19 protein-coding genes are annotated in these 24261 nt (G+C 47.8%); 2 read left to right on the top strand and 17 right to left on the bottom strand.

Going from position 1 to position 24261, the window contains the following annotated elements; all coding sequences use genetic code 11:
• Positions 1-5 precede the first annotated feature (5 nt).
• The 11 genes from GJR95_RS13610 to GJR95_RS13560 form a co-directional block, all read right to left on the bottom strand.
• A complete protein-coding gene (locus GJR95_RS13610; protein ID WP_162386383.1) occupies positions 6-413 on the bottom strand; it encodes an ester cyclase in 408 nt (135 codons plus the stop codon).
• Positions 414-465: 52 nt separating this feature from the next.
• Positions 466-903, bottom strand: coding sequence for an ester cyclase (locus GJR95_RS13605; RefSeq protein WP_162386382.1), 438 nt, complete (start codon positions 901-903; stop codon positions 466-468).
• An 82-nt stretch (positions 904-985) separates the two neighbouring features.
• A complete protein-coding gene (locus GJR95_RS13600) occupies positions 986-1423 on the bottom strand; it encodes an ester cyclase (RefSeq protein WP_162386381.1) in 438 nt (145 codons plus the stop codon).
• Between the two features lie 90 nt (positions 1424-1513).
• Positions 1514-1921, bottom strand: a complete 408-nt coding sequence (locus GJR95_RS13595; protein WP_162386380.1) for a hypothetical protein — start codon at positions 1919-1921, stop codon at positions 1514-1516.
• Positions 1922-1987: 66 nt separating this feature from the next.
• Complete coding sequence (locus GJR95_RS13590) at positions 1988-2776, bottom strand: nuclear transport factor 2 family protein (protein WP_162386379.1); 789 nt, start codon at positions 2774-2776, stop codon at positions 1988-1990.
• A gap of 31 nt (positions 2777-2807) precedes the next feature.
• The gene (locus tag GJR95_RS13585; RefSeq protein ID WP_162386378.1) at positions 2808-3221 is read right to left on the bottom strand and encodes an ester cyclase; all 414 of its coding nucleotides are present in this window, start codon (positions 3219-3221) and stop codon (positions 2808-2810) included.
• 34 nt (positions 3222-3255) lie between these two features.
• The gene (locus GJR95_RS13580) at positions 3256-4131 is read right to left on the bottom strand and encodes an ester cyclase (protein ID WP_162386377.1); all 876 of its coding nucleotides are present in this window, start codon (positions 4129-4131) and stop codon (positions 3256-3258) included.
• Between the two features lie 72 nt (positions 4132-4203).
• Positions 4204-5721: a GMC family oxidoreductase gene (locus GJR95_RS13575; RefSeq protein ID WP_162386376.1), complete on the bottom strand. Its 1518-nt coding sequence runs from the start codon at positions 5719-5721 to the stop codon at positions 4204-4206.
• A 146-nt stretch (positions 5722-5867) separates the two neighbouring features.
• Positions 5868-7571: a thiamine pyrophosphate-binding protein gene (locus tag GJR95_RS13570; RefSeq protein WP_162386375.1), complete on the bottom strand. Its 1704-nt coding sequence runs from the start codon at positions 7569-7571 to the stop codon at positions 5868-5870.
• Positions 7561-8388, bottom strand: a complete 828-nt coding sequence (locus tag GJR95_RS13565) for a type 1 glutamine amidotransferase domain-containing protein (protein WP_162386374.1) — start codon at positions 8386-8388, stop codon at positions 7561-7563. Before GJR95_RS13565 ends, GJR95_RS13570 begins: the two co-directional genes overlap by 11 nt.
• Before the next feature lie 336 nt (positions 8389-8724).
• The gene (locus GJR95_RS13560; protein ID WP_162386373.1) at positions 8725-9510 is read right to left on the bottom strand and encodes a response regulator; all 786 of its coding nucleotides are present in this window, start codon (positions 9508-9510) and stop codon (positions 8725-8727) included.
• Positions 9511-9916: 406 nt separating this feature from the next.
• Here GJR95_RS13560 and GJR95_RS13555 point away from each other — a divergent pair, with 406 nt between their 5' ends.
• Positions 9917-11713 carry a tetratricopeptide repeat protein gene (locus GJR95_RS13555; protein WP_162386372.1) on the top strand — a complete coding sequence of 599 codons (1797 nt, stop codon included), beginning with the start codon at positions 9917-9919 and terminating at the stop codon, positions 11711-11713.
• Positions 11714-11741: 28 nt separating this feature from the next.
• Here the strand turns inward: GJR95_RS13555 and GJR95_RS13550 are convergent, their stop codons facing one another.
• The 6 genes from GJR95_RS13550 to GJR95_RS13525 all read right to left on the bottom strand — a co-directional run bounded on the left by GJR95_RS13550 (position 11742) and on the right by GJR95_RS13525 (position 22915).
• Positions 11742-13715: a HAMP domain-containing sensor histidine kinase gene (locus tag GJR95_RS13550; protein WP_162386371.1), complete on the bottom strand. Its 1974-nt coding sequence runs from the start codon at positions 13713-13715 to the stop codon at positions 11742-11744.
• Positions 13716-14190: 475 nt separating this feature from the next.
• Positions 14191-16278, bottom strand: a complete 2088-nt coding sequence (locus GJR95_RS13545; protein ID WP_162386370.1) for a BatA domain-containing protein — start codon at positions 16276-16278, stop codon at positions 14191-14193.
• Positions 16279-16366: 88 nt separating this feature from the next.
• Positions 16367-17071, bottom strand: a complete 705-nt coding sequence (locus GJR95_RS13540; RefSeq protein WP_162386369.1) for a metallophosphoesterase — start codon at positions 17069-17071, stop codon at positions 16367-16369.
• A gap of 365 nt (positions 17072-17436) precedes the next feature.
• Entirely contained in the window at positions 17437-20913 is a 3477-nt protein-coding gene (gene infB / locus GJR95_RS13535; protein WP_162386368.1) for a translation initiation factor IF-2, read from the bottom strand.
• 164 nt (positions 20914-21077) lie between these two features.
• On the bottom strand, positions 21078-22322 hold the full coding sequence (gene nusA / locus GJR95_RS13530) for a transcription termination factor NusA (protein ID WP_162386367.1): 1245 nt from the start codon (positions 22320-22322) through the stop codon (positions 21078-21080).
• An 80-nt stretch (positions 22323-22402) separates the two neighbouring features.
• A complete protein-coding gene (locus GJR95_RS13525; protein ID WP_162386366.1) occupies positions 22403-22915 on the bottom strand; it encodes a ribosome maturation factor RimP in 513 nt (170 codons plus the stop codon).
• Between the two features lie 137 nt (positions 22916-23052).
• Here GJR95_RS13525 and GJR95_RS13520 point away from each other — a divergent pair, with 137 nt between their 5' ends.
• A complete protein-coding gene (locus GJR95_RS13520) occupies positions 23053-24234 on the top strand; it encodes an endonuclease/exonuclease/phosphatase family protein (RefSeq protein WP_232541182.1) in 1182 nt (393 codons plus the stop codon).
• Positions 24235-24261 lie beyond the last annotated feature (27 nt).

Genomic DNA, 24261 nt, shown 5'->3' with positions numbered 1-24261 from the left:
ATAGCTTAGCGAAGTTGCTCGATCAGCCCCCAGTCATCCCAGTTTGCCCAGGCTTCGGTAATCTTATCATCAACAACGTGGTACATAACGAGCCCTTTCCAGGTTGCTTTGCGGCCTGTTCCTTCGATACCGGCAAAGGTGTTCTGGTGCGTGCCAGGTGCAGCAAACCGAACCACTACTTTGTCGCCCTCGGCTACCATATCAACGATTTGGAGATCCAGGTCCGGGAAGGCACCATACAGCATATCCATCTGGTTATGCAGGGCATCAGCCCCGGCAATTGCCTGTGGAACGGCCGAACGATCAATGTAAAAGCCGGGAGCGGTGAAATCGCTGAACTTACTAAAATCACGATTGACGAGGATCGCATTAACGTATCCGCGGACAAGTTCCTTATTTTCTTCGACTGACATGATGAGTTGTTGTTTTTACTTGAGAGTTAATGGATAAATAGGCAAAAGAGGCCTAGAAGTCATATAGTTTTTTGATACCACCAATCTGATTCATCAGACTCATGACATCATTCTGAACGCGGGCTTCGATAATCTTACCGTCTTCGCTGAAGCGGAAAAAAGTCATTCCGCTGATCGAAACCTGCTTATTGCTGGCTGGCACATTACGCCAGGTGCCAATATGTTTGGAATCCATTTGCCAGAAAGCAGCTCCTTTCAGTTCTTCGGCAACAATGTCGTCCGGCGCTACTGAATACGTCAGATTCTCGAAAATGCCCCGATTCCGTTGAACTAATCCCAGAAATGCGTCGCGTCCATCTAAGTGTGCAAAAGCCAGAATGAACTGGAAGTTAGGATCAACGATTCGTTCGGCTACTTCAACATCACCTTGCGACCAGACGAGTTCCATAAACTCGCGTACTGTTTTCGTGTTCTCTTCAATACGAGTCATAATGACAGGGGTTTAGCACTGGAATAATAATGGTAGATAGAATGATATTATGACTGCGTAGGCCAGCCACGAGGTCGTATTATTAAGCACCTGGCGGTGGAGGAACAACACCCAACTGTTGGAGCAAGCCCAGTTCATCGACATTCGCCCAACGTTCAGCGATTTTTCCATCAGACATCCGAACGGTCGTCGTTCCGGTAAAGGTTAACGTCTTGCCGCTAGGTGGCATGCCCATTACACCACCCGTATCGGTGCCGGTCAGGCTCCAGCGGTGAACAACTTTATCGGCTACATAAATCTGATCGAGCAGCGTCAGATGAATGTCTGGCATGGCGTGACGGAACATGCCAATGATTTGCTTAAAGCTTCCTGAACCTGGTTCGGTTTTGGATTTACCACCCACAAACGAGTGATCGAGTGCATCTGCTGTCAGCAGGTCTTCGCGTACAACGCCAGTATTCCAGGCTGTTTCAAAAAATTCAAGGCAAAGGGCGTTATTTTCTTCGGGTGAGAGTGCCATAATTGACAGGTAAAAAAGGGTTATTTGATTTGATTGAGTAATTAATTGAAAAAGGGAAGGTAAACGTATGGTGTCTTTGATGGATGGTTGTTATTTGGTTACGCGCCAGCCTAACCCGACGGCAACCGTCCATTTGCGTTCTTCACTGATATAATGCAGGGGCACAAGGAGCAAAACACGTTTATAGGCAACGTAGATGCCGGTTCCTAGTGTTGGCGTAATAAGTGGCGATGGGCTGCCCTCGGGACGACCGATGCGCAGGGATGGATACATATTGATCGCCACGCGCCAATTTCCCTGACTAATGCCTACCGATGGACCTCCCAGGCAGAAAAACGCATAATGCCCATCGGTAGCCATTGACAGAATGCCGTCATAATGGGCATGCGCTTTCATGCTTGGTGCTGGTGGAGACCGGGTACTGTCGGCAAAACTGACATGGTTAGCACGGGCCGTTATCGTTATCGCTACGAATATAACCAGTAAATAAGGTTTCATATAAGCGTTTAGATAGACTCAGTTTAACGTAAAGGCACTTTTAGACTGACTATTTCTCCTGCTGACTTATTCACTGCCAAAGGCCGCTTCGGTGGGCAAAACACCCATCAACTGCCCTACTAACTGCAAGTGAACCCTGCCATCACGGATGAGCATGATGTCGTAAACACGTCGTTTGCCCAGCGAACTCGTAACGGTTGCTTCAAACCAGACATAATCCGGATCACTCGTAATATTTTCGACCGATAGTGGCGTAAATCCAGACTCTTTGGCGAACAGGTTCTGAAACATTTGCCGGATTGGTTCCCGACCAGCGATGTCTACGCGAGCGGTAATCAACTGGGCGTCTTCAGTAAAAAAATCGTCGGCCAGCCCATCCGCATCACCCCGGCTGTGGAAGTCGAGATAGCGGTTATGAAATGTTCTGGCGTTTGAGCTGTTCGGTGGCGTAAAGTCGCTGAAGTCACCTTCCTGCCATACGGTCCCCTGACGAAGACCGTATAACTGGAGGTAAATCTTGCCTGACCGCAGAAACTTTAGTTCATAGACCTTTATCGGATCGCCCTGCGGGTTCTGAATGGTCATTTCCATCCAGATATAATTTTTACCCGTCTCGAACTTATCCATTGACCGGTCGCCCAGGACACTCAGCCGTTCCAGATATAGATTGACCAGCTCTTTGATGGCCTCATGTCCCTGTGCCCGGAACGTGAATCCGTGCATGCGGGCATCATCGGTATAGCACGCCTTTACCATGCCATCAATATCGCCCTTCTGAAGAAAAGCGACTTGGGTAGCCTGTAGTGCTTCTGCTTCAGAAGCACTTGTTTCAACAGATTGGTGAACTGGCTGCATGGTACAAATGAGTTATCTGTTCAGGTTGCAATTACGATGGAAGTACGCCAAGCTGGTGGAGTAATCCCAGGCTATCGCCAGACATCCACAGTTCAGCTATTTTGCCATTTTCAACACGAAACATATTGATACCCTGGTCGGTAACTCGCAGGTTTGTTGCTTCATGGCCCAGAAATCCACCCGTGTTGGTGGCTACATACGACCACCGGCACACGACTATGTCGCCTTCGGCAATGAGATCGTGCATCGTGAAGTGCACATCCGGAAACGCCGACTGGGCGGTTTCAAACCATCGTTTAAGCGAAGGCGGCTGATGGGCCTGTCCTGGTGGGAAATGTAGTTGGAGGTCTTCAGTCGTAATTTCACTGATAAGATCACCCTGCTTTTGGTTCCAGAAGTCCTCCCAATACCGGGTGACCACTGCTTTATTGGCTTCCACTGACATAGTTTACTTACTTAGCGTGAAAAATGAGTTTCATTTAAGCTGGAATAACACCCAATTGCTGCATGAGTCCGAAATCGTTTTCGTTGACGTGCACCGAAACGATCTTGCCGTGGCGAATTGTGAAAATGTCGATACCAAAGTCTTTAATGTGATTGCCCGTTGCTGGTGCACCCAGAAACTCGCCATTGTGCGTTCCTTCGATCTGCCAGCGGCTGGCGACCTTATTTCCTTCGGCCATTTGGCGTAACACCGTAAATTTGATGTCGGGGAAGGCATTGCGGAGGTAGAGAACAAAGCCACGGAATGCATCATAGCCAGTGATTGGCTCTGGTTGTGTCGGGATGATAAAAGCAAACAACGGATCAAGAATTTCTTCGATTACTTCCAGTTTGCCCTCGCTCATGATGTCGCCAAAATACCGGGCTACCAGTGCTTCGTTTTCGGCCGGTGTGGTTGGTGCTGGAGCACTTTCCTGCGGAGGTAATACGCCAAGTTGCAGCATCAGGCCAAGCGTATCTTCGTGACCGATTGATTCCACAATCTTGCCGTCTTTAATGGTATGCCAGGTCATGCCATCGATCTGGAAAAAATTTCCCGTTGCTTCAACGTTGCCTTTTACCGTTAGCAATGGTCCGCCGGTGTGCGTACCACCACCTAACCAGCGTGTAGCAACCCAGTCGCCATCGGCAACCATATCCTGTGGATCGATGTAAAAGTCAGGGAAAGCACTGTGCAGCATCTGTACAAGACCGATGAAGCCCTCGGGGCCATGAAATGGTTCGGGGTGCGTTGGAAGGGTAAAGACAAAGTCAGGAGACAAAATTTCAAAGGCCGTATCTGCATTGGCCTGATTCATGATTTCGTGAAAATAGCGCCGGGAAACGGCCTTGTTTGAATTGCCTTGTGCCATTGGAAGGGGGAGATTTTTGGTTAATGGTTTTGGTCTACAGAATTAGTTGACGGATGTCGTAACGAATGAACGCTAGGCATCAGACAGAATCATATCGGCGAGTTTCTCGCCGATCATGAAGCAGGCTGCAACGGTATTTCCACTCGTGACGACAGGCATCACCGAGGCATCGGCCACACGAAGGCCAGATATGCCATGAACCCGTAGCTTAGAATCGACTACGGCAAGCGCATCGCTACCCATCCTACAGGTTCCGGCTGGATGCCAGAGTGTAGAACTTTGCGTACGAATAAAGCCATCAGGATCACCCGGACCCGGAGCCAGCTCACCACCATTGAGTGGCGAAAACGCTTCCGTTTCACTCAGCTTTCTGATAATACCCAGCGCCTTTCGAAACACCTCAACATCAGCTTCTTCCTGCAAATAGTTAGGGTTAATGACTGGCTTGTCGAGTGGATCGGCCGAACGAAGTTTAACCGTACCTACACTTTTAGGCTGTACCAGAATCGGTAGAAAAATGCAGACATTACCCCCAAAATCGGGTAAGAATGGAGCCAGCGGTGCGGGAATACTGGGTGTAAAATTCAGTTGCAGATCGGGGGCGGGTGCTTCGTCATTTGTCTTGACAAATAGCACGTTACCCGTTAACAGCGTGGTGTGGGGTCGATCGATTTTCGCCCGGAAAATAACGGGTAACTGAACATGATCCTGTAGGTTTTGCCCAACACCAGGTAAGTTAACATGAACCGGAATGTCAAATTCATGCAGATGCTCGGTTGGGCCAATTCCTGACAACATCAGAATCTTGGGTGAGTTAAGTGCTCCTGCGCTGAGTATCACTTCTTTTTCGGCCAGCAACTGGTGTGTTTCGCCGTTCAGCTGATAGTCAACACCAACGGCCCGGCCTTCGCGAATCAGAATGCGGGTTACCTGCGCGCCCGTAATCAGGGTCAGATTCGGACGGTCCAGAACGGGTTGAAGAAAAGCTGTAGCACTACTGGCACGATGCCCATCGGGGGTGATGTGGAACTGCAACAGACCGGCACCGTTTTCCTGCCGGGCACCGTTATAATCCCAATTCGGTCCATCGTAACCCAGTTCAACGGCACCTTCCAGAAATTCTGGTGAACGCATTACGTCATCCGGGCAATCCCGTACCGATAGTTCGCCATCGGAATTATGGTACGCTGATGTTCCACCTTCGTAGGATTCGATCTTTTTGAAGTAGGGCAACACATCGTCGTAACCCCAGCCGTCGGCCCCCTGGGCTTTCCACTGGTTGTAATTGGCCGAATTGCCGCGAACGTACATCATAGCGTTAATTGATGTACTACCGCCAACTACTTTGCCCTGATTAATCGTCAATTCCCGACCGGCTAAACCATCCTGTGGAGTCGTTGGAATTGCCCAATCGATAGGTGATCCCCAGAGTTGAACAAACCCTCCCGGATCTGCCACATTGGCGCCTTTATCCCACTCACCAGCTTCGAGCAATACAACCTGACAATCAGGGTTTGCGCTGAGCCGATTGGCGATAACACTCCCAGATGCACCCGCTCCAATAATGGCGTAGTGACAATGTGATTTCATGAGTACGGTTAAAAAAGAGGTAGGATATTAAGGGTCTTCAGCAGGCAGCCTTCAGGATGCAATCGTCAGTACAGAACTCATTTTCCTGTTCGAAAATGCTTACTACTTACTGAAGACTGTACACTGCGGACTGCCTGCTGTTTAATCTATTGCGAGCAATTTGTCTTTACCCAATCACTATGGTGGTTGCCTTCCAGCACCAGATCGATCAGGAACGGCTTATCATCGGCCAGCATCCGGTCGATAGCGGGGCCAATTTCTTCCACGCGCTCCACCCGAACGGAATCGACACCCATTGATTGGGCCAGAACATCGAACCGGATTGGCGGAAATGAAAGATCGAATGAGAGCGGATGTTCACGACTGGCAATACTGCGTTCCTGCCAGTATACGTCAATGTTGAGTTGCAGCAGTTTGTATGAACCATTGTTGCAGACTACAAACTTAGCCCCGGTATTGTGTCGCACTGCCGACCACAACGCCTGAATCGTATACATGCTACCACCGTCGCCTGAGAACCCGATCACTGTTTTTTCGGGATGGGCCAGTTTGACGCCAATCGCTCCCGGAAATCCTACGCCGAGCGAACCACCGCGTGTCGTAAAATACGAACCTGGTTTACGGGGTGGAATAGCCTGTTGAACAGCAGGAGAGTTTGTCAGCGCTTCGTCGAAAATAACGACATCGTCGGGTACTTTTTGAGCCAGTACCTCGGTAAACTGCGCCATTTTGAGTGGTTTGACTTCTGCCGATTCGGGTTCCGTCACAACAGGGCTCGGAGCTGGTTTTTTAGCGTCGCGGGCAGCCTGTAACCGGCTATCGGCGGCAGATCTCTGCGAGTCGCTCTGCTTACTTTCTATGGCTTTTGCCAGTGCCTGCAGAGATAGTTTAGGATCGCTGACAACGCCTAGATCGACATGGTGATTCTTGGCTATTTCGTACGCATTCAGGTCAAAGTGAATGACTTTCGCGTCAGGCTGATAGATGTCTTCCAGTCGGGGAAATACTTCCGGAACCATATACGTACCAACAATCAGATTGGCATCGCCTTTACTGGTCATTGGGTGGCTATACTCGCCGAACATGTGCCCCGTTGTTCCCTGATAGAGCGGATGGGTCGTATCGATAAAGACATCCCCGAAATCGACCCCATAAACATCGGCACCCAGTAACTCAGCTACCCGAACCAGATCGTCGTTGGCTCCGGAATAGGCAACACCATCGCCTGCAAAAATGACAGGCTTCTCGGCTGCTAATAGCATGCTGGCAGCCTCGTCGATTTGCTCAGGAGTAGGTGCTACTCGCGTCGATGGGAAACTGGTTGGAACAACAGGTTCGTCGTTTATGGCGTCCAGTACATCCATTGGTAAACAGACGTAGACAGGACCCATTGGGGGCGTTGCCGCAATCTTAATAGCCCGGCGTATTGTGCGTAGCAGCGATTTCGGGCTGAGAACCAGGGTCGAATACTTGGTCACGGGGGCCATCATGGCGACGAGGTCGTTGGCCATTTGGGCGTCCATGTTCATATACTGCAAACCGGCATCGGCTCCAATTACGACCAGTGGTGCATGACCTCGCTTAGCCTGATAAAGGGCTCCAACCGCATTACCGATACCGGGCGAACTGTGTAGCTGTACCAGTGTTGGTTTCTGTGTTGTGCGGGCATACCCATCGGCCATCATTACGGCCACACTCTCCTGAAGCGTCAGGATGTATTTCATGTCCGGATAGTCGGCAACGGCATCCAGGAAACCCTGTTCAACCGTGCCGGGATTACCGAACATGTGATTCATACCATCGGCCAGAAACTGTTCGATAATCTTCTGATTCCCAGTCTTACCAGCCATATCGCTTCAATCCATTATCGAGAACGTTAACGAACTGATCGCCAAACTCAAACGAGCATTGCAGCGAGCGGGCAGTGATGAACGGATAATCGACAATGACGGATGTTTCTTTCCCAAAATTGCCATGATACTGGCCTTCTGGTCCGACAGCATCGGTGAGAATATACTCCAGTACATATGGCGGAGGTCCCATGTTTAGATCCGTATGCAGGAATCCAGTACCATCGTGGTAATCGTACTCAATGCAGTGCCCCGTAACGTGCTTACCCCGAATAATTGATCTACGCTCGTTAAAATCACGGGCAAAAACCAGCGGAGCAACCCCGTAGCAGATAGCCCCGATTGGCATATCTTTCTTGTAAAAAGCCAGAATAATGTCGTGAACGCGCTGGTTATTAACCATATCGATGATCGGGCCGCTACCGCCAACGAGGAGTAGCGCATCATACTCTGTTGTCAGATTTTCCTGAGCTACTTTCAGATCGCTGAAATATTTTTCAAACGTGCGCAGGAAATCAGGAGCCGAAAAATAAGGGCGTTCCGGTACTACTTCCGACATATTACTACGAGTCTCTAGACGATTCGTAGCCTCGAATGCCTGTACCATTTCAGCGGCTAGCGGGGTTGTAACACAAGTTCCTAACGGTGGATCTACATACGTTGTGTCATAACTAGGCGGTAAGGCTTCTGCTTTTTTTCCCTTGGGGGTCATAAACTCGACGGTGTACCCAGCTTCTTCGAGTTTTGTTAATGGACCCACCAGTTCAATTCCCCAGTATCCGTATTCTGATAGGATAGCCAGAACTTTCTTAGACATGTAACAGAGTAGTTATAGTAAAAAAAGAGAGATAAGTGCGTAGAAATAACCGACAACACTCGCCGGGCGAGTGAGGACTTGAGTAGCCCTCTGGCTGTGTATAACAAAAAATGAAACGGACTAGCGGGTGTGTGCTAGAAGTAGGAAGCGGACCTACAAAGAATTGTGAAGTTGACTTGTTTCATAAAAAAGAGGAAGGGAATTAAGGTGATGGCTCTGTCTTGGATTACTGATCAAAACTATCAGTTTAAAATCACCAAAACAGATATTTGCCGTGAACAACGAGAGACATGGAGTAAACGACACGCTTTTGGGCGTGAATAAGAAAGCGGGTTTTTAGCGGAAACGAAAATGGTGTAAAAACTCTTCTTTGTACACTCTTCCGAGCGGAACAGTCTGCCCCGGAACCTGCACTTCATAGTCGCTGAATGACTCCACATGGGAGAGGTTAACCGCAAATGAGCGGTGTACCCGGATCAGGGTCATATCGGCCAGCCGCTGCAATAAAACGGCCAGTGAAAGCCGTAAAACAAACTTTCTGGTTGGTGTTACAACCGTTGTGTATTTGTCTTCGGCTTCAATATAAAGTACCTCACCTTTGTGTAAACGCACAAATTGGTAATTCTGCTTGATAAAAATATAGTCGCCAACCTGTAAAATCGTCTCACCTTCGCGGGCGGCCATTGGCATTGACATTGGCTCATGAATGACGGGTGCATTACTGGCTGTAACGTAGGCAAAGTTGCTTAACGCAATTTCAATGGCAATCCGCAAACTGTCGGTCGTGACAGGCTTTGTCAGATAGGCTGCAGGTTTTGTTAATTTGGCTTGTTCGAGGGTTGCGCGGTCGGTTAAGGCTGAGAGATAAATAATCGGTATTGGATTCAGGGCGGATAGTTGGCGGGCAGTTTCAATGCCAGTCCAGTCGCCCCGCAGGTTAATGTCGCAGATTACAATATCGGCGGTTTGTTCTTTATGCAGGGCAAGGGCTTGCCGACCAGTTGTAGCCGTGCCAGCAATGTTATACCCTTCAGCTTCGAGTTTCACACAAAGCTCTAGTGCCAGTATCGCTTCGTCTTCAACGATTAGAATAGAAACAGGTTTAACAGGGATGGTGGTCATGATTTTATCGACTCTTATTTACAGATTGATAAGGTTATCACAGTTTCCTGGCCAAATGCATCAAGCTAACACGAAATACCGAGTTAAAGCTGATAAAGTCACTATTTTATCCGCGATTCATTTAATTTTTGGGGTTTATTAACTAAGCGGTAATAACAATGACATCTACTAACTATGTTAATAAAAAAAAGTATTTATTTAAGACAAAAACAAGGACAGAATAAACAAATGTATTGTTAAAAATACGCAGAAGAATAAGCAAGTGATAGACGGTCTTTTATGGGAAATGATCACCGAAGAGGCATGCCATATCCCAACAAATATAAATGGAAAATCATATACTTTTGACGTCGTTGTAAAATGAATATTAGTAAGTACAGCTCTCTTACTGATGTAACTAAAAACTATGAGTAAACTTTACTTTTCATTGATAATTTACTTTTTAACCCTTAGCTCTTCGTTTGCTCAGGCTACTTTGTTACCCGACTCGCTGGCCAATGCACCGGATTCGGTAAAGATGTGGGCCTTACGAGAGGTCGGCGATTCATTAATCTTTGCAGGACAGTACGTCATGTCCAAGCAGGCGTTTCAGCAGGCACTGGCATTGGCGCAGACAAAAGGTGATCGGAATGCGATTGCTATGGGGAATCGGGGTATGGGTTTCTGGCATGAGCAAACAGGCGATTACGGACAGGCAATTGCCTGGTATCAGAAGGCGTTACAGGCGTTTCAGGAAAGCGGTAACACGAAGCAGTTTGCCCGAACGCTACGATTTGTCAGTGAATGTTATGATCGATTACAGGACTACAAACAAGCACTGAGCTATATTAAACAGAGTCTGGCCTTAGCCGAGAAATACCAATATACCGATCTGATAATGCAATGCTATGAAGGGCTTGCTATCTATGAATCAAAGGCTAAGCGATACCAGCAGGCACTAGCACTTCGAAAAAAAGTATTGGCTTATTATGAGTCGACCAAAGACTCGCTTTCTTACTACCAGGCGTTGTATAATATTGGTTTACTGTACAAGAATATGGGTCAATATGGTCGTTCGGAGCAGGCTTTCAAAGATGTTCTAGCCTATGGAAAACGCCAGAAGAACGATTTTCTAATTGGTTATGCGTATATCAGTTTGCCCTATGCGCTGATTCCTCAAAATAAACTCGATGAAGCTGAAACCTGCTGTCGATTGGCTTTGGCCTGGGTGGAACAGGTTGGCGGAGAGAAACATACATTTCTGGAGGAGATTAATGGGCACCTGAGCCAGCTTTGGGAGAAAAGGGGAAATTACCAGCAGGCTTTACAGTATTACCGTTTGCAGATGGTTAGCCATGATAGTATTGTTAATGCTGAAAAAAATCGGCAGGTAGCTGAACTGGAAACCCGCTATCAAACCCGGCAGAAGGAAGCCGAAATACAGGAGCTAGCTGAATCCAATGCCGAGAAGAATCGGCAGATCTGGGCCGCAGTAGGCGGGCTGATACTTTTAGCGGTATTACTGGGGACTTTGTATAATCTGTATGAACGTGTCCGTCGGAACCGCCAGAAAATCCAGCACCAGTCTGAGCAGTTAACGCTGATGATGCGGGAGATTCATCATAGGGCAAAAAATAATCTGGCAATCGTATCGAGTTTGCTTTATTTACAGACGGCTAGCCTTGATGATGACGACGTTATCCAGACCATGCGGGTAGGGCAGCAACGGGTAGAAGCTATGGCCCTTATCCACCAGCGGCTGTATCAGACCGACCAGACAACGACTATCGAAATGGCCGAATACCTGACCGATCTGACCGAGAGCCTGTTGAAGGCGTATGGTTATCAGGTCGATGATTTTGATCTACAGCTTACTATCGATGTCGAAGAACTGGATGTGGATATCGCCATGCCGCTTGGGTTGATTACCAATGAGTTGATTACCAATTCGTTAAAATATGCTTACGAGTGCGGCCAACGCCCTTTGCTGCACATCTGGTTAGGTACTGTCAGTAGATTATCGGAGTCGGATATTATTCTCGAAGTTCAGGATAATGGCCCCGGCATAGACATGGCTGACTGGCAACAGACCGGGAAGCGGAATACGTTCGGTAAGCATCTGGTTACACTGCTTAGTCAACAGTTGAACGGTATGTTTGAGGTGATAAACCATAATGGAACCTTGTTCCGCCTGATCATTCCGCAAAGTCGATTAGACGCTTAAAATCAATTAGTTAGCCAAATCTAGGGGCTTATTCTGCGCTAACGGGAAGCCGAATAGTTACTTCGGTGTACTGGCCGAATTCGGAGGTCGTTGTCATTATACCTGCATGGCCCTGTGTAACAATGTTATAGCTCAGCGATAACCCCAGGCCGGTGCTTCCCTGCCCGGTTGGTTTTGTTGTAAAAAAGGGCTGATAAATTTTGTCGAGTATGCTATCCGGAATGCCCGTTCCGTTGTCGCGAATGCAAACGACGACCATTTGACTGCCCGGATCGGTTTGGGTACTCAACACTATTGCCGGTTTATAATCGGTGTTGAGCTGTTTCTGTTTTTGATTGACAGCATAAAAGGCATTATTGAAAACATTAAGCAATACCCGGCCGATATCCTGCGGTACTACTTTCACGTGATCAATAGTAGTGTCTAATTGTACCGACAGTTCTGCGCTGAAGTTTTTATTTTTGGCCACCATCTCCTTGAAGGCCAGTTGTAAATACTCCGATACCAGGTCATTAAGGTTAGTCGGCTGCTTTTTGCCCGTGCTGGTACTGCTATGCGACAACTGCAACATTCCCTTGACAATGCTGTCGGCGCGCTGCCCGTGATTCGAAATACGCTGCACGTTTTGAATAAGATCATCCGCGAGATCGGTGGCATCCGTTTTATGGTCGGCCGTAATTTCTTCTTTAAGTTCCTCCAGGAGTTCAATGCTGATCTTCGAGAAATTATTGACGAAGTTCAGCGGATTCTGGATTTCGTGAGCGATCCCGGCAGTCAATTCTCCCAGCGAAGCCATTTTCTCTTTCTGAATAAGCTGCACCTGAGTCTCCTTCAGTTCGAGTAGTGTTTTCTCAAGAGAATCCCGCTGAATTTCCAGTTCGCTTTTTTGTTGGGTTATCTCGGCTGTTCGTTCTACGATCTGTTCCTCCAGTTGTTCGGTGTACATTGTCAGCTCATCATTCGCTTTTTTAAGCGACTGAGTCATCCAGTTGAAATTTTGCGTTAGATCGCCGATTTCGTCAGGTAAGCCAACCGGAACAACGGTCGTCAGATTGCCCGAATTAACCTGCTGAACGCCTTCCAGTAATTGCTGTAACGGACGGGTAAGGGTAACGCGGAGAATTCGGGGCAGAATTAAAATCAAACCAGCAGTAGACAAGGTGATGATTGCCAGTAGTTTAATGATGCCGTCCTGCTGAGCCATTCGAGGGCCGTAATCAGTAGGGTATAATGGTGGATAAAATACCAGTGTCACGATCAGCAGTACGGTGGCTATCATGACGAATGTAAAGCCTACTAATTTGATTTGAAAGCTGGTCGGCACCGCGGCATATGTAATCGAAACGACAATCTGAGACAGATTTCCCAACCAGATCAGGATGAAAAACGTCCAGAAACCAACCGTGCTATAGATCCCGTAAATGACCGCAACAATACAGGGTATAACAAAGCATAAATTAACAATTGCCATGTACGAATTCCCTTTTGCCGCTCGTTCATTGCCCTGTTTGGCGAATAGACGCCCTTTTCGCCACCCCAGATAGATGGCCCACAGGTTTGTCAATAAACCATAGATAAACATAGACGATTGCATCAGGAGCAAATGGCTCCCGTTATAGAATTCATTCCAGCTGTTAAATGCAATCAACCCAACTACATACGCGATCATTACGTAAAAGACGATCTTTCGTTCACGTTCAAAAGCGGGTTTAACAAAGCGGTAGAGGAATTGAATGTAAGCAATTTCAACAAGGCCCAGAGCGGGCACAAACATGAGTATGATCTGAAGTTGATAGAGCAGAGAGCCAACATAAGCCGGATGAATGCTGTACCGTATCATATCGCCGGTTTGCCATACGATCTGGCTGAAATAAAAGATTTTAAACCATTGCTTTCCGGGAGCCTCGACCTTAAGATTGACGAGATATACATACATACTACTCGACACCAAGACAAGTATGTAAGCCATTACCGAATGAGTATGCAGTAAAATCAGATCCATTTTTGCTAAGTAGTGTATGGGCTACAGATGTATGTCGACGCTGATTATAAAACTAACCGGAACCATTATTACTTTACATTCTATAAGTGATAAGACGCAGAGAAAGAGCCTTTTATACGAATGTGTATGAAGCTTACTATGGTATGGCGAATACATCAATAGTACAGTTGAAAGTAATCAATTGGCTGAAGGGTAGCGTGTATTTGCCGCGAACAACGAGAGACATGGAGTAAACGACATGGTTTTGGGCATGACTTTCGTTGCCCGTGCCAAAATGATAAGCGTCTGAGCGTTAGCGAAACCGCTGCGTTCGCGAAGAATCCGATTGCAAACTTATGGTAATTAGAAACTATCGATAACGTATATTGAGTAAAAGGACAGGTTTAATAAAAAGTTTCGCCGATGACTGTCGATCTACTTGGATTGACAGTCATCGGCGAAATGCAAATGCCTGAAAAAGAAAATAACTATGGCTTCAGCCTTTCATGAACCGTACCAGTCCAATTTCAAACAACAGGAAGGCAAGTGCGGCCAGCAAGAAATATTTCCAGAGACTACGCCCTAAATTTTCCTGTTCCAGTACCTGCACAAAATCACCATCCTGAATACTATCGAAAACCTCAACATTGGGCTGATTGGCAAACGCCCGGCGTAATTCGTCGGCGGAATAAAAATCCATAACCGACTCTTTGTTGCCATGATTGAACGCTAATAAACGCTCGGTTTTTCCATCAAGCTGTAATTCATAATAACCAGATTCGATTTCCTGACCAGCACTCAATTCATTACTCTTGGGCATTTCGAGCAGGAGCTGGTTGCCGATGGTGCGCTGTACGGGAATAATTTCCAGTTTACCATGCTTCAGTTTGTAAACTGCCCGCTCGGATGGGTTCGTGACCGGAATGGTGATCAGGTTATCGTCGAAGGAGTACGCCGTTCGTTGTCCCCGGACACTAAGTGCTGCCATTTTGTACATGACCGGAACAAAAAGGGCATGTTCGGCCAGGTTACCGTAAGCACTCGCTAATGGATTAGCAATCAGATATACGCTTCCCTGGCCCGCCTTCGACTGAGTAAGTAATGGACTGCCATCGCGTAAGCTGAGAAGTCGTCCGCCCGCGTTCCAACGCCAGACAGGGGCCGCATTCGGCATATTGAGTGGCTCCGACTGATAGCTCTGCTGGAACACATCCCGGAAGAACGGATTCCGGCGATCGGGGTCAGCAACGGGTAGGGGAGAGGGATTACTACCCGGCGTGCCGGCTGTACTTTGCACATTACCCAGCCCTAAGGTGTTTAGAAATGGCCCGTAAGTGGCCATATCGGGATTCGTGGGCGGTATGATCGTCAGACTGCCTCCTTGCTGAACAAACCGTTCCAGTTCAGTTCGTAGGGTGCCATTTACCTGAGCAACACCTTCCAGTATTACCAAATCCGTTTCTTTCAGTTGACCAACATCGAAATTCTGCGCATTGAAACTCCGCCGGACAAATAAGCTGTCATTCGAATAAACGGCATCAACATAATCAGTAGAACGACCCGGAGAGCTGGACTTCTGCTCGAACAAATGCAGAACACGAACAGCAGGTGAGGCTTCAATGACAAAGAAATACTGGTTATCGAATGTAATGGGGAAATCCTCGAATACAATCCGGCCCCTATGGTATCCTTTTTTCGTCACATTGAAGTTGAGCGATATTGTTGCCGAGCCGCCCGGCTGCAGGGTGGCCGAAGCCGTCGACGTCTGCGTGTCATCCAGATATAGCCGTACCGGAAGGTTTTTTACATTTTCGCGTCCTCCGTTATTCAGTTTAACATTCAGGCTATTATTCTGCATTTCGCGGATAAATGGCGTACTTAGCCAGACTGAATCGACGTAGACATTTTTAGTAGCCTGAGCCTCTAAAGGCACAACAAACAATCGGTCGGTCGTATCGATCTGTAGACGCGCCAAATCACCGACTGTACTCTTCTGGAAATCAGAAAACCAGAATAACTGATTACGTCCTCCCGGATTTAAACTCGATAGCAGGTTTCGCTGCCGCCGGTAAACCGTTTCAAGTGCTCGTGGCGTATGCGCGAAATGTATGGAGGTGACGCGGTCGCGAATCGATTCGGCCGTTCCTGTCTGCTGTTCAGCCGCCGAAAAGTCGTTCGTGAGGAGTTGTAGTGAAGTGGCGTTTCGAAAGAGCGTCAACAGTTCATCCAATCGACCAGTTGCGATGTCGAGATAGCGTTTGGTATTCCGCTCATTCTGCATGCTGAATGAATTGTCCAGATACAGGCTGGTAACACCCTGCCGTGATAACCCCAGTTTATTTTTACTAGGGATAAACGGTTGGGCAAATGCCAGGACCAGACAAACCAGAAACAGGCAGCGAGCCGCCAGAATAAGCCAGTGTTTCAACCGTCTGAACGACTTAGTTTCGGTCTGAACAGTACGGAGCAGGGCTACATTGGTGAAAAACACCCGTCGTGTCCGCCGGAAATTAAAGAGATGAATAGCAATTGGTACCGATACAGCCAGCAGGCCGAAGAGGAAGGACGGATATAGAAAATTCATTCAGGGTGTTTTCGACGAAATTATTGCTGCAAACGTAGGTCATTTTATTAACGACCCAACTCAGGACTTTGGTTTCTGCATGCCCAAGTTAATCAGGGATTATGATTTCATAAAATGCTGTTCTTGTTTGTAATACGTCTGTATAGGTTATCGAACTGCTTGTCGTACCGATTGTCGTGAATTTGTCAACTGGCGTATGGCCTACGACCTGATGAAAATTGTGTAAATAGTCAATGCCTGATTCGGATCGGTCAGCCCAGACAGGGCCACTGAACGCATCGTAACCGCCCCGCCTTGCACTAACCTCAAAAAGGACGCTTTGTATTGGTAAAGGTTGCTTGTGGCTATTATTAATCAAGTCGGCAAGGTTTTTATCAGGACTGATCGTAGTCTCTTCATGCCCAGTTTTTGCCAATAGTCGTGCCAACCATTGATTTGTTACACCCGCATGGCTAAATAAATAAGAACCATACTGATGAGCCAGTTGAAACAAATCCCGATGTTTATCAAATAACGCACTTAATTTGGGTTGAGCCCAGCTCCGAAAGCCAGAACACCGATAATGTGGATAATGCAGATACTGAGCATCATGGTTGCCAATCAGGAGCACAAATCGGTCGGGTTCCTGCCGTTTTAACTCAATGATAGCGCTCAGGTTATTATAAATTGTCTCATCATCGAAGACGTAACTATCGGTATAATCGCCCAGAAAAATAACCTGATCATAGGCGTTGAGGTCCGCTTCCCGCCAAACGGATCGCCCGTGCAAATCACTGATGGTTAGGATCGTCATGCTGTATGTTTTCTCCGCCGGATAAAACCATCCAGTATAGTGTGTGAACTTTGCCGAAGGGCGAGTCGTAGCTATACCAGCACCTGATAATTAGTCGCTATTACTGATGATCCAGACAAGCTAAAGGGCGACGAATATTTCTGTTTTATAAGATTTTCCAAAAAACCTTTTTCAAGATACATCAGAATACCAGTTAACTGAAGAAATTAATGCAACTATGACCCGTGATGATTGAGAACTCAAAATTAAATGCAGCCTGTTCGTCGTTCGACAAAAGGACATTGATGATAAGTCTGTATAACAACAAAAAAAAGCCCCAACCGGTTATCCGATTGGGGCAAACTTATGAACTGAGGTTAATCAGTTTACAGCGTCCGCTTCACTTCTTTTAGTTCGAAGCTTTCGATAACGTCACCAACTTCGATATCATTGAAGTTTTTGATGCTCAAGCCACATTCGTAGCCAAACTTCACTTCATTGACATCGTCTTTGAACCGTTTCAGTGCACTGATTTCGCCAGTATGAATGACGATAAAGTCGCGGATAATACGGATTTTGTTGTTCCGCTTGATGTTGCCTTCTGTTACGTAGCAACCCGCCACAGTACCAATTTTGCTGATCTTGAACACATCGCGTACCTCGATATTCCCAACGATAACTTCTTCAACAGTTGGTGCCAACAGGCCCTCCATTGCGTCTTTTACTTCGTTGATCGCATCGTAGATAATCGAATAAAGTCGAATTTCGATCTGCTCCTGTTCTGCCAGTCTCCGTGCGCTCGATGAAGGGCGCACCTGGAAACCAACGATGACCGCATCCGAAGCCGATGCCAACAGGACATCCGATTCGGAAATCTGACCGACAGCTTTGTGAATGATGTTCACCTGAACTTCTTCCGTTGAGAGCTGTAGCAGCGAATCCGACAAGGCTTCAACTGAACCATCCACGTCACCCTTCACAATCACATTGAGCTCTTTGAAAGTACCAATCGCTTTCCGGCGACCAATTTCTTCAAGCGTAATGTGCTTGCGTGTGCGGAGTGTCTGTTCACGCAGGAGTTGCTCCCGTTTGTTCGCAATTTCGCGGGCCTCACGGTCCGTTTCCATTACGTTGAATTTATCCCCTGCCTGTGGAGCACCTGGAAGACCAAGAATCTGAACCGGCGTTGATGGTCCTGCTTCTTTAATCCGTTCTCCCCGGTCGTTAGTCATCGCCCGGATACGACCGTAGTGCGCACCGACAAGCATGATATCTCCCTGATGAAGCGTTCCATTTTCAACCAGTACGGTCGAAACATAGCCACGCCCTTTATCCAGTGATGCTTCGATAACTGTACCTAACGCACGGCGATCCGGATTGGCTTTTAATTCGAGCAGTTCGGCTTCAAGCAAAACTTTCTCAAGCAATTCGTCAACCCCCATCCCCGACTTCGATGAGATCTCCTGCGCCTGGTATTTACCACCCCATTCTTCAACGAGAAGGTTCATCGAGGCCAGCTCTGATCGTATTTTTTCGGTATCGGCTCCTGGTTTATCCACCTTCGAAAAGGCGAATACGATGGGAACACCAGCTACCTGGGCATGGTTGATAGCCTCACGGGTTTGCGGCATGACACTATCGTCAGCAGCGATAACAATGATAACGACGTCGGTTACCTTCGCACCCCGAGCCCGCATCGCCGTAAAGGCTTCGTGACCCGGTGTATCGAGGAATGTGATCATACGGTCGTCGCTGGTTTTCACGCTATAGGCACCAATGTGCTGCGTAATACCACCGGCTTCACCGGCTGCCACTTTTGCCCGACGGATATAGTCAAGCAAGGATGTTTTACCGTGGTCAACGTGACCCATGATCGTTACGATCGGAGCCCGTGGCTGTAATTCATCCGGCTCATCTTCACCAACATCGATACCCGCTTCGGTTTCATCTTCAGCCGATACAAACTGTACGTCGTAACCAAATTCATCAGCAATGACTGTGATCGCTTCGGCATCCAGTCGCTGGTTGATCGAAACGAACATTCCCAGGTTCAAACAAACCGAGATAACTTCGTTGATCGATACATCCATCAGGGAAGCCAGATCGTTAGCCGATACGAATTCGGTAACTTTCAGGATTTTTGCTTCCAGTTCCTCCTGTTCGCTGGCCAGGCGGTCCCGTTCGGCGCGGTCGGCACGACGATCCCGTCGGCGATCAGCACCCCGGTTGGGCGTATTGCCCTGCATCCTGGCGTTGGTCTGCTGAATGGACTTCCGTACGTCAGCCTGGGTTGGCGCTTCCCGGCGATTACCACCCCGGTCGCGGTTGTTGGTATTAGTATTACCCCCCCGGTTGGCATTATTGCCACCCGAGCGATTATTATTATTGTTGTTATTACCTCCGCCACCACCGGTCCGGTTGTTGGTGTTTGCACTGGCATTGTTTTGACCACCCCGGTTGGCCGGGTTCTGGTTATTACCCTGACCCTGACCTTGTGGCTGGCCATTGCCTGCTGCTGGATTGGCTGGCCGATTGGCATCGCGCTGACCACCTCCCTGATTGCGATCGCCTTGTGGACGATTACCATCCCGTTGTTGACCACCTCCCTGATTACGGTCGCCTGCTACCCGGTTGGCTGGTCCGCGATCGCCCTGACCCTCACGTGGGCCACGGTCGTTGCGAGGGCTATTGGTATTGCCCTGCCCTTGTGGCTGGTTACCGCCCTGGTTAGGTTGGTTGGTACCACCGACGGCTCCTTCGCGACCACCGCGAATTCGCTTCCGTTTTTTCTTGTCAGCATTGCTGTTTCCTCCCTGACGCGGATTGTTGACCGGCAGTTCGATTTTACCAAGAATTTTCAGACCGCCAAGTTGATGGCTACCAGCTGCCCGAATCGTTTCGGTTTTAGCGGTTGGCTCATCGACATCATTGGTAGCTGCTGGCGGTGTCGCCTGAGGGACATTCGCTTTGGGCTGATTGCTTATGGGTTTCTCGCGATCCTGCTGACGGGGCTGGGGCTGTTCAGCTTTGGGAGCTGGCGGGCTTACGGGTTCAGCTGGTTTAGGCGGTTCCACACGTGGCGCTTCTGTACGAGCTGATGGCTGTGGCTGCACTGGTTCAGGTTTCGGCTGAACGGGAGCAGTCTGTATTGGTTCGATTTTAGGCTGAGCTATTATTGGCTGTGGGGTTTCTACCTTAGGAACTTCGACAGGAGCCGGAGCTACTGTGGGTTGTGTAACGGCAGGTTTTACCTCTGTTGGCTGAGCTGGCTTCGGAACTTCTGCCTGTACCGGGGGCTGAACAGCTACCGGCTGAGGAATCACAGGCTTAGGAGTTTCCACCTTAACTGGCTCTGCACGAGGTGTTTCTACTGGCTTCGCTTCCTGCGGAACCGGTGCTTTCGCTACCGGAACAGGTGGCGGAGTTGGTTTTGCGTTAAGATCAATTTTGCCGATCACTTTTAACCCTGGTAAACCGGTTGAAACGGTTTCCGGGGTTGGTTTTGACTCGGTTGGCGCTGGTTTAGGCGCATCTACCCGAGGGACGTCTGTTTTAGGGGCGTCCGCCTTCGCGTCCACAATAGGACGGCCTGCGTCATCACGACGGTACAAAATGACATCTTCCTCCCGACGATGCGGTGGCTCGGCGACCGCAACCGACGGTTCGGCCCGGCGAGCTCCGTTCAGGAGTTCCGTTGATTTATACTCCTTCGCTAACACCTCCAACTGTTCCGTGTTGATTTTGGTGTTAGGATTAATTTCAACCTTAAACCCTTTGGCAGACAGACTATTCGCAACAGAGGAAAGCCCTTTGTTGAGAATTTTTGCCACTTGGCTTAGGCGCATTGACTTATCTTCTGCCATACGTTCGGTCTATATTCGGCAAATTTAATGGTTGTTGATATGGTATGAACAACAGTTTCTGCAATAAAAATCCCGTCTTTTTAAATGTAGAATGAATAATGTAGAATGGGCGATGCAGATTTGTCGATCATTTCCCATTTTCTATTATTCATTCTCCATCAATTTTATTCAAATTCCTGTTTCAGAATATTCAGAATCTCCTCCACGGTATCTTCCTCCAGATCCGTACGGCGAACAAGTTCTTCTTTGTTTAGGGCCAGAACACTCTTTGCCGTGTCGAGACCAACTTTGCGAAGCTCATCGATCATCCATTCGTCGATCTCATCCGAGAACTCCATCAGATCAACGTCTTCGTCGTCCTCGTGGCCTTCGTTATCGCGGAATACATCAATTTCCATGTCTACTAACCGACCCGCCAGTTTAATGTTCTGACCGCCCTTACCGATTGCCAGGGAAACCTGATCGGGTTTGAGAAAGACCGATACACGCTTTGCCTCCCGGTCGATCTGCATCGAACTGATTTTGGCGGGACTCAATGCCCGGCTAATTAATAGCTCGAGGTTTTCGGTATAGTTAATGACATCGATATTTTCATTCCCTAGTTCCCGTACAATGCCATGTATACGTGACCCTTTCATACCGACACAGGCACCAACGGGGTCGATGCGGTCGTCGTACGATTCAACGGCTACTTTGGCACGCTCACCCGGCTCCCGAACGATTTTCCGAATCGAAATAAGACCATCATAAATTTCCGGCACTTCAATTTCGAACAGGCGTTCCAGAAAAACGGGCGATGTGCGTGATAACACGATTTTGGGTGTACCATTCAGCATATCAACCCGGCTCACAACCGCTTTTACGGCTTCGCCTTTCCGGTAGCGATCTTTCGGGATCTGCTCCGTACGGGGCAGACTCAGTTCATTGTTCTCTGAGTCAACCAGAATGATTTCGTGCTTCAGGAGCTGATACACTTCAGCGCCGATCAGGTCGCCAACCTGATCTTTATATTTCTGATAAAGGAGCTCTTTCTCCATGTCCTTTATCTTCTGAATCAGTGTTTGGCGCGCCGTTTGTACAACCCGCCGACCAAAGTCTTCGAGCTTTACTTCTTCAGCAACCTGTTCACCCACTTCGAAGTCATCCTGAATTTTACGAGCTTCGGTGAGTGGTATTTTGTCGTAATCCCAAATGTCTTCGGAGTTGTCGTCCACGATTTCGCGTGTTCGCCACATTTCCAGGTCGCCACTTTCGGCGTTAATAATTACGTCGAAATTTTCGTCAGTACCGTATTTTTTACGAATCATCGTCCGGAAGACTTCTTCCAGAATAGCGATCATTGTAGGCCGGTCAATATTTTTCGACCGTGCGAAATCGGCAAACGATTCGATTAATAATCCACTGGTCATTTTCAAGTTAGCAGTTTACAGTTCACAGACAGCAGTTGTTCAGTAGAAGCGAATGCTTACTGGCAACTGCCTGCTGCCCACTATTTAAATGATACTTCTACATTAGCTTTCTTAATCTGCTCAAACGGAATTGGCGTAGGGCCAACCGCTGGAGCTTCAATAGACAAACTCACTTCTTTTTTCTTTTTACTCTTCGACTTTTTCTCTGGCTCAATTACCAACACAATGGAGGTGTCGTTTATAGACTCCAATTGACCTTTATATACGGTCCCATTCATCAGCGTAACGAGTAGATTCCTGCCTAAGTTACGAACATATTGACGCGGAAACAGCAGCGGATAATCTACACCGGGTGAAGAAACTTCAAGTGTAAAGGCAGATTCGCCAAAGAAATTTGACTCATCCATTTGCAAACCAAGACGACGGCTGATATCTGCACATTCGTCAATGGTTATACCGGCATCGCTGTCTACTAAAATTGTGACTTTGATTCGGCCACCTTGTCGACCAACTACCTGAACATCAACAATGTAAAACTGGCCATCGTTCAGATATGGTTGCAGTAGTTCGGTTATACGTGCTTTATCGTCCATAAGGTAGGGCTAACAAAAAAGGGAGTCCGACTCCCTTTCTTTACTAACGCCATACGGTAATTATGTCACAAATATACGACATACTTTAGTGTTTTGCAACCTCGCTTACTGTAGTGTATAGCGGGTTTGCGTGGCTAATGCCTAATTTTAGCCCGAAAACGAATTTTTGGCTGCTCAATGATGCTATGGCGGTAGGTGCTCAAGTTAGTCGGTTCATTACTTTTTTCTTTCGATCTTTATTCTGGTCGCTGAATTTACTCCTTGCTTTATATACTCTATTAAGCTACTGGCTATTGTATGCGCTGCCGATTCAGCACTGGTCGGCGGGAATGGTTATGATTTCGATTCCAGTTGCGTGGATCTTCAATCTCGTATGTGTCCTGATCTGGCTTACTATACGTCCCTGGCGAAGCTGGCTGTCGGGCCTTGTTCTTATTAGTGGTATCGTCCTGTTTGGTCAGCGTACGTTTGTCTGGAATTCTCCGGGTAAGCTAGTGAGTGCCAACACGCCACTAAAAGTATTTAGCTATAATGTTCAGTCATTTGGACTGGATAATGCATGGGAACGGAGCCATAGTTCGCCCAGAGTTCGTCGTATCATGAATTACGCCTTACGCTACGATGCGCCCGTAAAATGCTTTCAGGAGTTTTACACATCCACTGCTGTGACAGACTATGACGTTGTTCGTCGATTCCGTCAGAAGGGTTATGGATATTCGGCTTTCTTACACCCCGAACTGGCTGAAACGGCTGATGGTGGTGTTGGCGTAGCGATCTTTTCGATTTACCCGATTCTTCATTCTGGTCGGGAAGTATTTAGCCGGGGCAATGGGCTGGTGTGGGCTAATATAAAAGTCGGCAATGATACGATACGGATCATCAATGTACATTTACAATCGATGGGCATCCGGGTTGGTAAAGTATTGGATCAGGAAAAACTTACCGGTGTTCGACACGAAACAAGAGGAGTGTTGAGTGCCTTGCGGTTCGGATTTATTGAACGAGGGCAACAGGTTCAGCGGGTTGAGCGGCATATCCGTGAGAGCGAATTTCCGGTAATCGTCACGGGTGACCATAACGATACGCCTTATAGTGTTGTGTATGAACGGCTGCGACGGTTATTGCCGAACAGTTTTGAGGATGCAGGTCGTGGTTTTGGCTTCACCTATAACCGTCTACCTGGCTTCATTCGCATCGACCACCAATTTCATGATCCCAAATTGCCGCTACTAGATTTCGAGACAATCAATTATATCGCGTACTCCGATCATTATCCGATTGTAGGGACATATCTGTTAGGTCGGGCCGCGAAGAAATAAATGACTCGTTTGGTTAGTAGAAAATTC

This window comes from Spirosoma endbachense, from assembly GCF_010233585.1.
Classification (GTDB): domain Bacteria; phylum Bacteroidota; class Bacteroidia; order Cytophagales; family Spirosomataceae; genus Spirosoma; species Spirosoma endbachense.
This window is presented reverse-complemented; position numbering and strand designations above follow the sequence as displayed.

What these genes read in the sequence shown, in the direction of transcription:
- GJR95_RS13580 (WP_162386377.1), bottom strand. Translation starts at nt 4,131, where the DNA reads ATGGCACAAGGCAATTCAAACAAGGCCGTTTCCCGGCGCTATTTTCAC.
- GJR95_RS13605 (WP_162386382.1), bottom strand. Translation starts at nt 903, where the DNA reads ATGACTCGTATTGAAGAGAACACGAAAACAGTACGCGAGTTTATGGAA.
- GJR95_RS13555 (WP_162386372.1), top strand. Translation starts at nt 9,917, where the DNA reads ATGAGTAAACTTTACTTTTCATTGATAATTTACTTTTTAACCCTTAGC.
- GJR95_RS13525 (WP_162386366.1), bottom strand. Translation starts at nt 22,915, where the DNA reads ATGGACGATAAAGCACGTATAACCGAACTACTGCAACCATATCTGAAC.
- GJR95_RS13575 (WP_162386376.1), bottom strand. Translation starts at nt 5,721, where the DNA reads ATGAAATCACATTGTCACTACGCCATTATTGGAGCGGGTGCATCTGGG.
- GJR95_RS13520 (WP_232541182.1), top strand. Translation starts at nt 23,053, where the DNA reads ATGCCTAATTTTAGCCCGAAAACGAATTTTTGGCTGCTCAATGATGCT.
- nusA (WP_162386367.1), bottom strand. Translation starts at nt 22,322, where the DNA reads ATGACCAGTGGATTATTAATCGAATCGTTTGCCGATTTCGCACGGTCG.
- GJR95_RS13570 (WP_162386375.1), bottom strand. Translation starts at nt 7,571, where the DNA reads ATGGCTGGTAAGACTGGGAATCAGAAGATTATCGAACAGTTTCTGGCC.
- GJR95_RS13610 (WP_162386383.1), bottom strand. Translation starts at nt 413, where the DNA reads ATGTCAGTCGAAGAAAATAAGGAACTTGTCCGCGGATACGTTAATGCG.
- GJR95_RS13545 (WP_162386370.1), bottom strand. Translation starts at nt 16,278, where the DNA reads ATGAATTTTCTATATCCGTCCTTCCTCTTCGGCCTGCTGGCTGTATCG.
- GJR95_RS13595 (WP_162386380.1), bottom strand. Translation starts at nt 1,921, where the DNA reads ATGAAACCTTATTTACTGGTTATATTCGTAGCGATAACGATAACGGCC.
- GJR95_RS13585 (WP_162386378.1), bottom strand. Translation starts at nt 3,221, where the DNA reads ATGTCAGTGGAAGCCAATAAAGCAGTGGTCACCCGGTATTGGGAGGAC.
- GJR95_RS13590 (WP_162386379.1), bottom strand. Translation starts at nt 2,776, where the DNA reads ATGCAGCCAGTTCACCAATCTGTTGAAACAAGTGCTTCTGAAGCAGAA.
- GJR95_RS13550 (WP_162386371.1), bottom strand. Translation starts at nt 13,715, where the DNA reads ATGGATCTGATTTTACTGCATACTCATTCGGTAATGGCTTACATACTT.
- GJR95_RS13540 (WP_162386369.1), bottom strand. Translation starts at nt 17,071, where the DNA reads ATGACGATCCTAACCATCAGTGATTTGCACGGGCGATCCGTTTGGCGG.
- infB (WP_162386368.1), bottom strand. Translation starts at nt 20,913, where the DNA reads ATGGCAGAAGATAAGTCAATGCGCCTAAGCCAAGTGGCAAAAATTCTC.
- GJR95_RS13560 (WP_162386373.1), bottom strand. Translation starts at nt 9,510, where the DNA reads ATGACCACCATCCCTGTTAAACCTGTTTCTATTCTAATCGTTGAAGAC.
- GJR95_RS13565 (WP_162386374.1), bottom strand. Translation starts at nt 8,388, where the DNA reads ATGTCTAAGAAAGTTCTGGCTATCCTATCAGAATACGGATACTGGGGA.
- GJR95_RS13600 (WP_162386381.1), bottom strand. Translation starts at nt 1,423, where the DNA reads ATGGCACTCTCACCCGAAGAAAATAACGCCCTTTGCCTTGAATTTTTT.